Below are 12,077 nucleotides of genomic sequence, written 5' to 3'. Positions count from 1 at the left end.
GTTTGCAGGGCAATATCGCCTTGTTTCGATGTCGCTGGTCAGAAGAATATTTCAAATCGCTCTTTTTAGAGATGCCCTTTATAAGTACGAATAATCACTGCATTTATCAAGTCCAGACGCTTAAAAAGCCGCTCCTAAATCTCCCCTCACGCTTTACGAATCATACATCGCCGTGAGGCAGAATCATTCGTAACCTCTTTTCATTCAAAACTTTACCACCGGCGCGAGCATGATCAAGCTGAATACGATGACTGTTCGGAAACGTCGAGGTAACGGGCAAATTCATCACTCCAGCGACGCTTTCAAACTTTGCGCGGCTTCGGCTATGCGGCTGCGTTCGGGTTCGGCGAAGCGCTGGAACGGTTCGGCCATGATGTCGCTGCACAGGCCGAGGCTGGCGAGGGCGCATTTCAGGCCCTTGATGACGCTGGAGGCTCCTTGACCAGCTTCATAGATGAGGCGGCACACCTCCATCACCTTGCCATGAAGTTCGACGGTGCGTGGCAGGTCGCCCGAGGCGGCGGCCTGGCAGAGCGCGACGTAGAGCTTCGGAAACAGATTCGCCCCCGCGCAGACGCCGCCGTGCGCGCCCGTCAGCACGGACTCGGCGAGCAGTTGTTCGGGGCCGATGAACAGGCTGGCATGGGGCAGCTCCGCGAACAGCGCCCGGAGTTTCTGGAAATAGCACATGTCGCCGGAACTGTCCTTCAGCCCCGCGATGCCCGGAATCGTCATGGCCTGCCTGACCGTCTCCGGCGCAAAAACAGGAGGCCGGTAAGGCAGGTTGTAGAGGAACAGCGGAAGCGGAAGCTGCGGCGCGAGGCGCTCCAGATAGTCGAGCAGCTCGGACTGCGTGGCGGGAAAGTAATAGGGCGGAGCGAGCACGAGCGCGTCGGCGCCGCACCGGTGCGCCTTTTCGGCGATGGCGAGCGACTCGGTGATCGCCGTTTCGCTGATGCCCACCAGCACCGGCACCCGCCTGGCGACGCTGCTGCAAATCCGCCGCACAAGCTCGTGCTTGAGCGCCGCTCCGAGGCCCGGAGCCTCGCCGGTCGTGCCGAGGATGAAAATTCCGTGCACGCCGCCGCCGATCACATGCTCCGTCAGCCGCTCCAGTCCCGGCAGATCGAGCGTCGAGCGGTCGGCGAGAGGGGTGACGAGCGGCGGTATGATGCCCCTCAACGGCGCTCCCGGAGCTTCACTTGCATGGTGCATAGCATGTTGTTTTTACTGTTTTTATGATGAGCGTTGCATCTCCGACAGAACGGAATGCGCTGGGTCAGACGAAGTGAAACCGTTATTACTCCGGCAACAAAAAATCGCCATCGCTGCCGCTGAAAGATGTTGGGCTAAAGCCCCGATTTATTTTGTTTTATCCACATACCCCGGACTGAAGTCCGGGGCAATAAGCTTGCGTCAGTCACGAAACAAACGGTTTTCGACAGCTCATCCGGAAAAAGATCGAATCAGAATCAACACCCAAATCGCATATATAAATATTCACTTTATTGTCACAAATTCAAAAAAGCGACCGCTGAATCATCGACGAATCCGGACTCTCCCTCGCACTGCACAACCGGGTTGCCGGAACGCTGATCGAACTGAAACGACCTCCTTTCCCGGTAGCGGAAAAACGGGCTGGCTTTTTATCTTTCGGTAACATGCCGCACGATTCGGCCATTGCGGCGGAGGCGCTGAAGCTGTTGGCAGGAGGCTCCGGCCTCTGGAGCGGCATGAACTTTTTCAACGTCGGGGCGGTTCAGGGCCGTAACTTCGACCAACCAATACGGAACCACATGAAAAGATTGAGTGCTCACGCCTTGCCCGCGATCATGCTTGCGCTTGCGGGCCTCGTCATCGGCGGTTGCAGCCCCACCGTGAAGGTGGAGGCTCCCGACAAGCCGATCACGATCAACATGAACATCAAGATCGACCACGAAATCAGGATCAGGGTCGATCGCGACATCGACAACGCGCTCAACAAGAGAACGGACATTTTCTAATAAGGGAGAATCACCATGCACATGTTCAAAACGTATCGCCTCGCGACGCTGGCCAAAACCTTCGTCCTCTTCCTCACGCTGTTTGCCGCGTCGGCGGCATCGGCTTTCGCGCTCGACCTCGAAACGGCTCGGGCGAAAGGGCTCGTCGGCGAGGTTGACGACGGCTACATCGCCATTCCGCCGGGCAAGGGCGGCGAGGCGCAACAACTTGTCGAAACCGTCAATCAGGAACGCCGCGCCGTTTACATCGACATCGCCAAAAAGAACGGCATCCCGGTCGAAGTGACCGGCCAGCGCACCTTTGAGAAGCGCTATCCCGCCTTTCCCTCCGGAACGTGGGTGAAGATAAAGGGCGCGTGGTCGCAGAAGTAACCCGGCTGACGTGAAGTGGCTTGCGCGCATCATCGGAACAGTGCTGCTGCTCACGGCTCTTGCGGGTTTCGGAGCGTGGCTGGCCTTTCCGTGGTACGCCCAGACGCTCATTGACCGCGCGACCGCTGGCAAAGGCATCGTCGTGAAACTGCACAGCCCTGGACGTCCGGGGCTGTCGGGCATCCGCTTCGACCGGCTCGACGCCACGATAAACGTCAAGCCGGACTCCTGCTCGACCACTCCTTCGACCTTCACGCTCACGCTTCAGCATGGCCGCCTCTCATGGCGAAGCATCGCCGGAAGCGCAACGCCAGCGCTCGCGCTCCGGCTCGACGCCGACGCCGTTTCGGGGCGGCAGATGCCGTCGGAGATCCGCTTCCGGCAAGCCAACCCAAGCCTCCGGGCGCGCCTCGATTTCCTTGACGCGGAGGGGTTCCTGCCATCGATTGCGCCCGATTCAATAGCCGTCGCGATCAGGCACGGGCAGGCCGAAGTCGGGCAGTTGCGCCTCAATAAAATTTCATACGACCTGCTGCTCGCCCGCTCGCGCGACTGGGTGCAGCAACCCGCCCGCTTCACCGCCCGGTCGCTCTTTTCCGGCAGCGCCAAAACGCCGCTCTCGAATTTAGAGGCGACCTTCGGCCTGCAACGCGATCCCCGTAAACCCTGCACGCTGAAATTCAGGAACTGTTCAGTCGAACTCTTCGGCCTCAGGGCCACGACGCCTGAAGTCGAGTACAGCCTCAGGAACAAGCGCACGGCGTTCGTCCTCAAGCTCGACAACGTGCCGCTCGACCGGTTCTCGCCCGCTTCGGGACGAGCCACGCTCACCGGCGAGGTCAGCGGCTCCGTGCCGGTCGAATACCTCGGCTCCACGATCCGCGTCAGCGATGGCATCGTCGATGCCGCCAAGGGCGCGGCGATCACCTTCGGCACCGGCAAAACGAAACTTTCCTTCGATGCCGGACGCCGTCCGGGCGGCCCGCCGCTCATCGGAGGCCTCAACGCCAAAGTGACGCTCGACGCCACGAGCGGCGCGGTATCGGCGATCCGCCTCGACTCGCTCTCGGCGCGGCTTTTCGGCGGGCGGATCGAATCGACACCAGCCCGCTACGATCTCGAATCGGGCAAGACTGCGGTCACGATCAAAATCGACAACGCCCCGATTCTCGACCGCCTCCGCCTGAGCGGAGAGTTCAGCGGTTCGATGCGAGGACAGATTTCCGGCACGATTCCGATCCGCCTCGACCGCAACGGCGTCACGATCACCAGCGCCCGGCTCTCCGCGCAAGGGGGCGGCTCGATCCGGCAGAGGCTGCCCAGGAATCCATCCGGCGAGGAAAAGCTTTTTTCGAACGCCTTAAGCAGCGTGGTGCTCTGGGAGTTGAGCGACCCCGCCGTCACGCTGAGCCGGGAAGCGGCGGGCAAGCTGACGATGAACGTCGCGCTCAAAAGCATCGAGCGCAAAACCGGCGGCGGCAAGCTGCTCCTCGCCGCGCCGAAAGGTACGCTCACGATGTTCGACCGCACTGGCAAGCCATCGTTGCTCAGCATATCCGGCTTTTCGGCAGGACTGCTCGACGGTACGGTTTCGTTCGATCGCATGGAGTACAACCTCGCAACGAAACACGCCGAAACCGTGGTGCAGCTCGACGGCATTCCGATCCAGTCGCTGCTCGACCTGCAAGGTGCCTCGAAGCTCTCCGCCACCGGCACCATCCGCGCCGCCATTCCGGTCGTGCTCGACAACAACGCCTTCAGCATTCCCGACGGCAGCATGGACGCGGAGAAGAGCGGCCTCATCATCTATTCGAGTACGCCGGAAGAGCGGGCCGCCGCCGGAGCCGGTCTGCGCCTCACCTACGAAGCGCTCGGCAACTTCTTCTACTCGGAGCTGGTATCGACCATCACCATGACCCCCGACGGCGACTCCCGCATCTCCATCCAGCTCAAGGGTCGCAATCCTGAATTCCAGAACAACCGTCCGGTGAACCTGAACCTCAACATCGAACAGAACCTGCTCGACCTCCTCAGAAGCCTCACCATCTCCTCGGAAATCGAAGAGGAGATTTCGAAAAAGGTGCTGGAACAAAGCGGGGGAAAGAAGGGAGAGAAGTGAGGAGAGGTGATAGCGTCAGGAGGGGGTTTATTCCAAAATATCTTTCTGCGATGGCGTCAATTGAAAAATCATGAAAGCTGACGAAATAATTCACATGGCTTTCTTTTGTATGTTCACCTGATGCAAAAGAGCTGTCAGCTCTGCTTAGATTGTAGATGTTTTTGACAAATAAAAATCCGGGGTCCAACAGCTACTCTTATCGTCTAACGACAAGCTCAAGCGGCCGCTACCGTTGAGCGACGCAAGAAGCGGGTCGACTTGAAGTGCCGTGTTATGTTCTATTTGGCCCATCGTTTGTTGTTAATAAAGGATACATTTTCATACACCGGCTCTAAGGGGCGATAAATCCCTTTCTCTTGAGCAAATTTTCGTAAATGCCGGTTGCAACCGTGCTCCCAACTAATGACTTCTACTTCCCAGCCATGTTTGACGGCTCTTTCCAGCTGTTTTATGAAGCCCTTCCCTTCGTCGTAACCATTGCCATCTCCTGTTAGCAACACCATTCTGGAAGGTTCATCACAATCAAGAATTCTATTTGCCATAGCAAGTTGAATTGCCTCATCAACTGCGACCTCGCCTCCTGTTGCAACACCTCTTTCTTGCTTTTCTACTGCAACCCCTAGATCGTTAAACCTATTCCACAGGTTATCATTGTTCGGCGGAATAGAACCGCCCAAATAAGCAAAATCGACCTGGCGATTATCAACTGCAAAGTCAAATAGCTTTGCAAAATGGATACGAAAGTCAGCTTCATCCCCGGGCTCTCTCTGTTCACATACACCACGTCCAACAAGCCAAATATTCGAGTTATCCCAAAATACATTTAGCCCCATGTGTCACCTTCCTTATTGAACATAACATTGTTTATACTGATCCGCCTAAACTACGGATTTTTGAATTACAGCCCATATAAGACGCAACCGCGAAGCTTTACATGCATGACGACGCAACCTTGGGCCCGAACGACTTCCTTCCCGCTCAATGTTGGCAACGGAGGCATCAGGCGTTTACCTCGACTTGCCTTGTTTCAATCGTCAATGGAATTCCTTTTTCCGCGCGAACCTCCAGGCACAGTTGAATGGCCTCCTTGATGTTTTCTAACGCTTCATCTTTGGTTGCGCCCTGACTGACGCAACCCGGAATCGAAGGGCACTCCGCGATCCAGACGCCGTCTTCATCCCGATCAATGGTCACTGAAAATTTCATGGGAGATCACCTGTTGGTTGTCGTTCATGCGTCGCCAAGCCCGATGGACTGCGAAACGGTTGAAAACACGAGCACAGCTCACCGCAGATTCATCAGCCGTTAATCCGCAAAATCAATCACTTGAAATATTAGCGCAAAATACGCAACCAAACAACCGCAATCATCTAACCTGATACAGAAACCAAAACAGCGCTGAACCCGGCAAAGGCATCAGCGCTGACGGCGAGCCGCAGACTCAGGCGGAGGTCGAAAAAGCCACTCACTTCGCGGCCATCCGCACTCACGCGCATTTGTGCATGACGGCCTCCTTCGACCGGGCCGACCGCTTTTTCATGAGGCGCTCCACTGCTTGCGGATGTCGTAGCCGAGCATCGAGCCAAGCACGAAATCCGCTTCCGGCTTCAAATCGTTGAGCTTCTTGCCGCCGCAGATCGAGCGGACGACCGCGAAGGTTGCCGTCGAGCACAACATGCCCGCCAGCGCAAGCGAAAGCGTTTTGGAGAAGGAACGGTTCATCGAGCTGAGATTTTATGGTTCAACGGAGCGACTCGCACAGCGAGGGAAAACAGGATTCGCTCGTTTACAGGAACCATCAAGACCGTTTCCGGGCTTTATCAGGTACTGATTCAAAACGAAAATCCAGCGACACAACCAATCACGAGGAGCACGAAACCATGTCACAGCACTTCGACGACGAAGCGTATTTTGAAATCTCCATGCCGCTGCTTGGAGACGAATTCCCTGAACTCAAGGTTCAGACAACCCACGGCCCGATGAACATTCCGGAAGATTTGAAGGGTTCGTGGTTCGTCCTCTTCAGCCATCCGGCGGACTACACGCCGGTCTGCACGACCGAGTTCGTGGCGTTCCAGCAACGCGCGGAGGAGTTCGAAAAACTCGGCTGCAAGCTCATCGGCATGAGCGTCGATCAGGTCTTTTCGCACATCAAGTGGGTCGAGTGGATCAAGGAGAACCTGAACGTCGAGATCACCTTTCCCATCGTGGCGGCCAACGACCGCATCGCCAACCAGCTCGGCATGTTGCATCCCGGCAAGGGCACAAACACCGTACGCGCCGTCTTCGTTGGCGACCCGAATGGCAAGGTGCGCCTCGTGCTCTACTACCCGCAGGAGATCGGGCGCAACATCGATGAAATCGTTCGCGCCGTCAAGGCCTTGCAGATTGCCGACAGGGACAAAGTCGCCATTCCTGCCGACTGGCCGAACAACGCCCTGCTCAAAGACCGGGTGATCATTCCGCCGGCCAACAATGTCGAAGAGGCAAACCGGCGCAAGGGGCAGAAAGATTGCTACGACTGGTGGTTCTGCCACAAGCCGCTCGACAAGTGAGCCGCTGAAACCGGACGTAAAAAAAGCAGCCCCGGAACTGTGAGATCATCGGTTCCGGGGCTTTTTTTATGGCGGATACGTTCAGCGATTCGACTCGGCTATTTCCGGGCGACCAGCCTCCCCCGCCCCACCTTGCCTGCCGCCGAGGCGTCGCGCCAGAGGGTGATGCCCTCTTCGACGGCGTCGTACATCTCCTGTCCGTAGTTGTCGATGATCGCCTGGCGGAAGTCGTTCCGCACCATGTCGAGATAGCCCTGAACGTGTGCCGCGAAATCGGGCGAGAGGTCTTCTTTCTCGACGACCGTCAGCCCGGCGGCTTCGGCGAGCGCCGCGTACCCGTCGAGCGTTTCCATGTAGGGGAACACCATGAAGGCGTTCAGCGCCCTCCACTCCTCGTCGGTCATCGGCCCGGCTTCCAGCCAGTCGGTGAAGGCGAGTACGCCGCCCGGCTTCAGCACGCGAGCGCACTCCTCGATGAGCCGCTGCTTGTCGGTGATGTAGCACCACGCATCCTGCCCCCACGCCACGTCGAAGGTTGCCGCCGGAAACGGCATGTCGAGCGCGTTGCCGAGCACGTAGTCGATCTTGCCAAGCAGCCCGGCCTCTGCCGTCCGGCGGTTGGCCTCTTCATCCATCCGCCGGGTGGCGTCGAGGCCGGTCACGCGGCAGCCGTAATTTTTCGCCAGATACCGCGCCGGGCCGCCGAGGGCGCTGCACACGTCGAGCAGATGCGTCTCCGCTGTGATCCCCGCCTTCCGCGCCAATACGTCAGTTTCCGCTTCCGCGCCGACGTGAATCTGCTCGCCCATGAGCATCTCCCACAGGATTCCGCCAGCGCCGTCATAGACTTCGCTGACGTTGCCTATCGTGACATCGAGTTTCCTTTTCGTCATATGCGCATCTCCTTTTGATTGTTGGCGTTACTGTTCCTGAAGGTTTGAGCGGACGAGCCAGCACTTCGGATCGAGGCCGTCTGCGTCGCCGTTGTAGTGGTACGCGCTGGCGCGGCAACCCCAGCAGTGCGGATTGTTCGGGCAGGCGTCGCAAGGCGCGGGCAGGTTGCGCACGTCGTGCAGCTTCGCGTGGATGAGCGTGTCGAGATGGCGGGCGATGATCTCGCGGAACGGCGTCGCGCGGATGTTGGCCACGCCGTCGCGGATGACCGAGCAGGGCGTTACGTCGCCGGTGAAGGTCACCGTCGCCATCGTGCCGCAGTAAAATTTATCGGTGTCCATCGCCGCGATGGAGATGTTGTCACCGCCGAAATCGATGCGGTCGCGCTCGGTGTAAACGCGCTGCACCTCGTCGAGTTGCGGCTCGAACGCCCGCCACTCCGCGCCCATTCCGGCGGGATTGAACATGGTCAGACAGGTGCGCAGGCCTTTGTTGTCGAACCACCAGCGCATGGTTTTGATGGCGTCCTCCGGCCCCTGCTCGGCGGTGTAAGTGATGCAGTTGATCATGTTGTCGGCGGGCTTGCCAAGCGCGAGCAGGTTGTCCACCCCCTCGACGATGGCGTCGATGAAGTGCGCATTGCCGCCGCGATGCAGCCGGGCGTAAACCTCCGGCGTCACGGAATCGACGTGCACCGAGACGAAGCCGTCCTCGGTCACTTCATGGACGCGGGCCGCGATCTCCTTGCTCTTCAGCGGCAGCCCGCTCGTCCAGACGTTGTTGACCAGGCCCAGCGAGCGGGCGTACTGCATCAGTTCGTACCAGTCCGGGCGGAGGAGTGGATCGCCGCCCAGCCAGTCGATGGCGCGGATTTCCAGCGCCGCCGCGTCATCGAGCAAGCCGCGGATTTCGTGCGACGTGAGTCCGTGATGCTCGCGCGGAGTCGAACCCGCGTAACAATAGACGCAACCCTGCTGGCAGGCGTCGGTGGTTTCGATTTGCAGCGCGTAGAGCCGCCGCTCCTCGAAGTACCGTTTCTGCTCCTCCTCCCGCCCGGCAGCCAGCCCGCCATACCGCTTCAGATGATCGTTGATGCAACCCGCCATATTTTTTTACTCCCCGGTTGAATGATGTGGTTGTAATGACTGTAAACTTTCATCGAACAAGTCTTTAACGATAAAAAAGGTTCCTTCGGGCAGGCGCGGCTGATTTCTAAGGTCACGTCATCGAAGCACTCAAAATCATGTTGCCATTCATACGACAAAATACTATATTAATAACGCACTCCCGTGCATATACCCCTTCACGTATGGTACCCCTTACCTACAAACCAAACGGAGAAAAACCATGAAAGCCAAAACCGCTTGCATCGGCATTTTGTTTACTTCCCTGTCTTGGACAGGCGGAAATGCAACCGTCATCAGCACAAACCCGATTACCGGTACAAATCCAAGCGTTGACAATCCCTATGTGACTGGACTTTCCGGAAACTCGAACATCACGGCATCCGGACTTGGCCGTGGCTCTGGAATCACAGCAAGCACGGCAAATGACCGATACAGCGCAAAAAACTGGTCATCGACATTTGACTCCAGCGATTATTTCACCTTCACCCTGGATGCAAAGGATGGCTACGAGATCAACTTCGACAGTGTCGTTTACACCGGCGCGGCATCTGGCACAGGGCCAACTACTTTTGCGTTAAGGTCAAGCATTGACGAATTCACCGCAAATATCGGATCACCGACCGCAACGGGCACAACGATCACCCTGACCGCATCGCAGTTCCAGCACCTCACGACGCCCGTCGAGTTTCGCCTGTACGGCTACGGGGCAACCGGCGGGACAGGCACCTTCAGCGTCAACGACTATACCTTTAACGGTGCTGTTGAAGCCGTTCCCGAACCCGGCACACTGGCGCTTGTCGGAGTCGGCTCGCTGCTGATGCTTGCAAGCAGGCATCGCACACGCAAGTCGTCCGAAATCTTAGCGTAACGGCAGACCCTCGCCAAAACAGCTCACCGATCCCGGCTCTTCAGGAATGGCTGCCAAAACCGCCATCCCGAGAGCAGCCGGGATCGTTGTCATAGGCGCTTTTTTGCTGAATAAGAAAAGAAGAGTGCGCCACATTCGACCAATCGAATTCCATTGTTCCACAAAAGCAAATCGCCTGAAACAAGCTCATGCACCTGTGAAAATTCAGATGGAAACGTATATCCCCGCCGTCCGTCACGAGACGGGCCAATGTACTTTTGAACCGATAAATTGATTGACGATAATGGAGATCCTGTACAAACAGAAGGCAGAACCCGGCAAGCAGTGCCAGAGCTTCACCGTCAATCCCTCGATCCCGGCTGCGGGCACCTGATTCAGGCGCCGCGCAATCACGAAGTCTCTCAAGACCGGTCGGTGCATGACAGGAACATATCAGGCAGACAGGGTCTCCGGACGGATATGAACAACCTCCCGGAGACTTTTTTTTCGAGCAGTTTGCGCGGAACGATGCCTCCTGTCTTTACCTGTAAAAAAACCCTGCTACCCCGCCCGTCGTAGAGATTGCAAGTGCCGGGAATATCGGCAAGCGGAAGCCGGGTGATTCGCGAAATCGGGAGTTTTACTGCATGGTAGCGCGAGTAAGGAGCATCGATTCTGAACCAGCTCGCAGGCAGGGATTCATCCATCGGTCACTCCTTGACGGTCAAATCCGGTTCATTTGCGCATGAACGGAACCTCCTTTGCCAGGGCCTTCGGTCTGGGGTTCGACGGGAAGCTCCCTTTGAACAATTCTACCGCTCTTGCTCCGTCATTTCAAAATCCCCGTCGCTTTTTCACTGATGAAGCGCGTTGCGTTAAAAACCGCTGTTCTCGTTGCAAAAACGCCAAGCCCAACGACAGCAATGCCGTAACCATCGGACGCTGCTTCATGCTGATTTTGCCTATTATAGCTCTGCGGTAATTCTTCTGAAAGAGGTTGGCCGTCGCCAGTCAATTAATCCTGGCTCTCTGGCTTTCCTTGAGTAACGGAAGTTTGCCGGAATACTCTTCTCCCGCCGTAAAGCCCGCAATAAAAACCATCTCGCCAAACTCTTCGAGAGTCATGTCAAGCTCAAGCCTCTGCTTGAGATACTCGCTGAACTTCTTGTCGGTCTGGCACTTGTCGATTTGCTTGATGTAGCCTTTCCATGCCAGGTTAACCGCATGGAGCCATAACTGCCTGATCATATGGGCTTGTTCCGGTTTACTGATTAAACGCTTGCCGCGATGACGGTACAGGTGCCTGGCTCCGCCTTCTTTCCGGTGACATCAGCCACTTTGTTGATGACAACCTTTTGTACGGCTCCCGCCGTCCCGGCAGATGGAAAAATCTTTTTCGTGATAGAATCGAAGCCGCCTTTCGAGGCAACGTTGTAGAGAAGGGGAATTGCAACCGGAACGACAATCGGAGCGACGGCAACGGTAATCCCGGCAACGGCGACCAACGCGCCACCCAAGACATGAATGCCGATCGGGAGGCCAATGATCGGGGCCATCATGGCCAATCCCTGGACGCCGTTCGGAGAGGTTTTGAGCGTTGTGCTGAAAGACTCTGACATGGCTCTGTTACGGTAGCATTGAGTGATTTGAAAAGGCCCGCTAAACAAAAAAAGTAAGGCGACCCACGCCTTGGCCGCATGAGTCACCTTGCCTGGATGGAACGCGAATCACTTTTTGGGAGTGATTGTCAAAACAACATTCTGAACCGCCTGGGTTGCGGTATTGGCAATGTTGCCGACAAGCTCGCTTGCGGTTTTACTCATCGGCTCGATAGCAGAAACCGCCGAGTTGAGTACCGAAGAGAGGAGGTCAAACTGCATCTGTCCGATTTTTCCTACGGCTCCCATGAGGTCATTGAGTGACTGGGCTAAAGTGCTGGTAGTCTCTTGTGCCATGGCTCTCACGTTTTTTATGGTTGGGGAAGCTTAAAAAGTTTCTTTTCTTACGCAAAACATAGTTCAATCATGTGATTTAAAAAAGAAAAAAATGAAACCCGCGCCAATAACCATGAAAACCCGCGATTACCTTACCATCCTCGCGACCACCCAACTGGCAACATCTCTTGAGGCATTCTCGAAAAAGCGCACACAGAATAGCACC

Annotated in this window: 16 protein-coding genes; 6 read left to right on the top strand and 10 right to left on the bottom strand. The window is 56.8% G+C overall.

Annotated features, from left to right (window positions below):
- Positions 1-285 precede the first annotated feature (285 nt).
- Positions 286-1,215, bottom strand: a complete 930-nt coding sequence (locus tag FGF66_RS03055) for a dihydrodipicolinate synthase family protein (protein WP_139456224.1) — start codon at positions 1,213-1,215, stop codon at positions 286-288.
- 446 nt (positions 1,216-1,661) lie between these two features.
- On the opposite strand from FGF66_RS03055, the gene FGF66_RS13135 reads away from it, so the two are divergent.
- The 3 genes from FGF66_RS13135 to FGF66_RS03040 are packed head-to-tail and all read left to right on the top strand — an operon-like array spanning position 1,662 to position 4,494.
- The gene (locus FGF66_RS13135; RefSeq protein ID WP_407923806.1) at positions 1,662-2,003 is read left to right on the top strand and encodes a YnbE family lipoprotein; all 342 of its coding nucleotides are present in this window, start codon (positions 1,662-1,664) and stop codon (positions 2,001-2,003) included.
- Positions 2,004-2,018: 15 nt separating this feature from the next.
- Entirely contained in the window at positions 2,019-2,375 is a 357-nt protein-coding gene (locus tag FGF66_RS03045) for a YdbL family protein (RefSeq protein WP_139456223.1), read from the top strand.
- A gap of 10 nt (positions 2,376-2,385) precedes the next feature.
- On the top strand, positions 2,386-4,494 hold the full coding sequence (locus tag FGF66_RS03040; protein ID WP_139456222.1) for an intermembrane phospholipid transport protein YdbH family protein: 2,109 nt from the start codon (positions 2,386-2,388) through the stop codon (positions 4,492-4,494).
- Between the two features lie 278 nt (positions 4,495-4,772).
- On the opposite strand, the gene FGF66_RS03035 is transcribed toward FGF66_RS03040, so the two are convergent.
- The 3 genes from FGF66_RS03035 to FGF66_RS03025 all read right to left on the bottom strand — a co-directional run bounded on the left by FGF66_RS03035 (position 4,773) and on the right by FGF66_RS03025 (position 6,216).
- On the bottom strand, positions 4,773-5,327 hold the full coding sequence (locus FGF66_RS03035; RefSeq protein WP_139456221.1) for an NYN domain-containing protein: 555 nt from the start codon (positions 5,325-5,327) through the stop codon (positions 4,773-4,775).
- 166 nt (positions 5,328-5,493) lie between these two features.
- Positions 5,494-5,700 (bottom strand): type II toxin-antitoxin system HicB family antitoxin, encoded by a 207-nt coding sequence (locus tag FGF66_RS03030; RefSeq protein WP_139456220.1) that lies wholly within the window; start codon positions 5,698-5,700, stop codon positions 5,494-5,496.
- A 330-nt stretch (positions 5,701-6,030) separates the two neighbouring features.
- Positions 6,031-6,216, bottom strand: coding sequence for a DUF2023 family protein (locus FGF66_RS03025; RefSeq protein WP_246046532.1), 186 nt, complete (start codon positions 6,214-6,216; stop codon positions 6,031-6,033).
- A gap of 158 nt (positions 6,217-6,374) precedes the next feature.
- Here FGF66_RS03025 and FGF66_RS03020 point away from each other — a divergent pair, with 158 nt between their 5' ends.
- The gene (locus FGF66_RS03020; RefSeq protein WP_139456219.1) at positions 6,375-7,049 is read left to right on the top strand and encodes a peroxiredoxin; all 675 of its coding nucleotides are present in this window, start codon (positions 6,375-6,377) and stop codon (positions 7,047-7,049) included.
- Between the two features lie 98 nt (positions 7,050-7,147).
- Here FGF66_RS03020 and FGF66_RS03015 read toward each other — a convergent pair whose 3' ends face one another.
- Together FGF66_RS03015 and FGF66_RS03010 are read right to left on the bottom strand one after the other, a co-directional pair.
- A complete protein-coding gene (locus tag FGF66_RS03015) occupies positions 7,148-7,942 on the bottom strand; it encodes a methyltransferase domain-containing protein (protein ID WP_139456218.1) in 795 nt (264 codons plus the stop codon).
- Between the two features lie 27 nt (positions 7,943-7,969).
- Positions 7,970-9,049, bottom strand: coding sequence for a radical SAM/SPASM domain-containing protein (locus FGF66_RS03010; RefSeq protein WP_139456217.1), 1,080 nt, complete (start codon positions 9,047-9,049; stop codon positions 7,970-7,972).
- A gap of 241 nt (positions 9,050-9,290) precedes the next feature.
- Between FGF66_RS03010 and FGF66_RS03005 the strand changes: the two genes are divergently transcribed.
- Both FGF66_RS03005 and FGF66_RS12560 read left to right on the top strand, forming a co-directional pair.
- Entirely contained in the window at positions 9,291-9,938 is a 648-nt protein-coding gene (locus FGF66_RS03005; protein WP_139456216.1) for a PEP-CTERM sorting domain-containing protein, read from the top strand.
- Positions 9,939-9,984: 46 nt separating this feature from the next.
- Complete coding sequence (locus FGF66_RS12560; protein WP_170181185.1) at positions 9,985-10,212, top strand: hypothetical protein; 228 nt, start codon at positions 9,985-9,987, stop codon at positions 10,210-10,212.
- Positions 10,213-10,746: 534 nt separating this feature from the next.
- Here FGF66_RS12560 and FGF66_RS03000 read toward each other — a convergent pair.
- From FGF66_RS03000 to FGF66_RS02985, 4 genes are all read right to left on the bottom strand, one after another.
- On the bottom strand, positions 10,747-10,932 hold the full coding sequence (locus FGF66_RS03000; protein ID WP_139456215.1) for a hypothetical protein: 186 nt from the start codon (positions 10,930-10,932) through the stop codon (positions 10,747-10,749).
- Complete coding sequence (locus tag FGF66_RS02995; RefSeq protein ID WP_139456214.1) at positions 10,929-11,165, bottom strand: hypothetical protein; 237 nt, start codon at positions 11,163-11,165, stop codon at positions 10,929-10,931. Before FGF66_RS02995 ends, FGF66_RS03000 begins: the two co-directional genes overlap by 4 nt.
- A gap of 23 nt (positions 11,166-11,188) precedes the next feature.
- Entirely contained in the window at positions 11,189-11,536 is a 348-nt protein-coding gene (locus FGF66_RS02990) for a hypothetical protein (RefSeq protein ID WP_139456213.1), read from the bottom strand.
- Between the two features lie 108 nt (positions 11,537-11,644).
- Positions 11,645-11,872 (bottom strand): chlorosome envelope protein B, encoded by a 228-nt coding sequence (locus tag FGF66_RS02985; RefSeq protein ID WP_139456212.1) that lies wholly within the window; start codon positions 11,870-11,872, stop codon positions 11,645-11,647.
- Positions 11,873-12,077 lie beyond the last annotated feature (205 nt).

Source organism: Chlorobaculum thiosulfatiphilum (assembly GCF_006265165.1).
GTDB lineage: Bacteria > Bacteroidota > Chlorobiia > Chlorobiales > Chlorobiaceae > Chlorobaculum > Chlorobaculum thiosulfatiphilum.
This window is presented reverse-complemented; position numbering and strand designations above follow the sequence as displayed.

Bases quoted from the DNA above. Each gene is read 5' to 3' on its own strand.
- FGF66_RS03005 (WP_139456216.1), top strand. From the start codon at position 9,291: ATGAAAGCCAAAACCGCTTGCATCGGCATTTTGTTTACTTCCCTGTCT.
- FGF66_RS03020 (WP_139456219.1), top strand. From the start codon at position 6,375: ATGTCACAGCACTTCGACGACGAAGCGTATTTTGAAATCTCCATGCCG.
- FGF66_RS02995 (WP_139456214.1), bottom strand. From the start codon at position 11,165: ATGATCAGGCAGTTATGGCTCCATGCGGTTAACCTGGCATGGAAAGGC.
- FGF66_RS03030 (WP_139456220.1), bottom strand. From the start codon at position 5,700: ATGAAATTTTCAGTGACCATTGATCGGGATGAAGACGGCGTCTGGATC.
- FGF66_RS03015 (WP_139456218.1), bottom strand. From the start codon at position 7,942: ATGACGAAAAGGAAACTCGATGTCACGATAGGCAACGTCAGCGAAGTC.
- FGF66_RS03055 (WP_139456224.1), bottom strand. From the start codon at position 1,215: ATGCACCATGCAAGTGAAGCTCCGGGAGCGCCGTTGAGGGGCATCATA.
- FGF66_RS13135 (WP_407923806.1), top strand. From the start codon at position 1,662: ATGCCGCACGATTCGGCCATTGCGGCGGAGGCGCTGAAGCTGTTGGCA.
- FGF66_RS03045 (WP_139456223.1), top strand. From the start codon at position 2,019: ATGCACATGTTCAAAACGTATCGCCTCGCGACGCTGGCCAAAACCTTC.
- FGF66_RS03035 (WP_139456221.1), bottom strand. From the start codon at position 5,327: ATGGGGCTAAATGTATTTTGGGATAACTCGAATATTTGGCTTGTTGGA.
- FGF66_RS02990 (WP_139456213.1), bottom strand. From the start codon at position 11,536: ATGTCAGAGTCTTTCAGCACAACGCTCAAAACCTCTCCGAACGGCGTC.
- FGF66_RS03010 (WP_139456217.1), bottom strand. From the start codon at position 9,049: ATGGCGGGTTGCATCAACGATCATCTGAAGCGGTATGGCGGGCTGGCT.
- FGF66_RS03025 (WP_246046532.1), bottom strand. From the start codon at position 6,216: ATGAACCGTTCCTTCTCCAAAACGCTTTCGCTTGCGCTGGCGGGCATG.
- FGF66_RS12560 (WP_170181185.1), top strand. From the start codon at position 9,985: ATGGCTGCCAAAACCGCCATCCCGAGAGCAGCCGGGATCGTTGTCATA.
- FGF66_RS02985 (WP_139456212.1), bottom strand. From the start codon at position 11,872: ATGGCACAAGAGACTACCAGCACTTTAGCCCAGTCACTCAATGACCTC.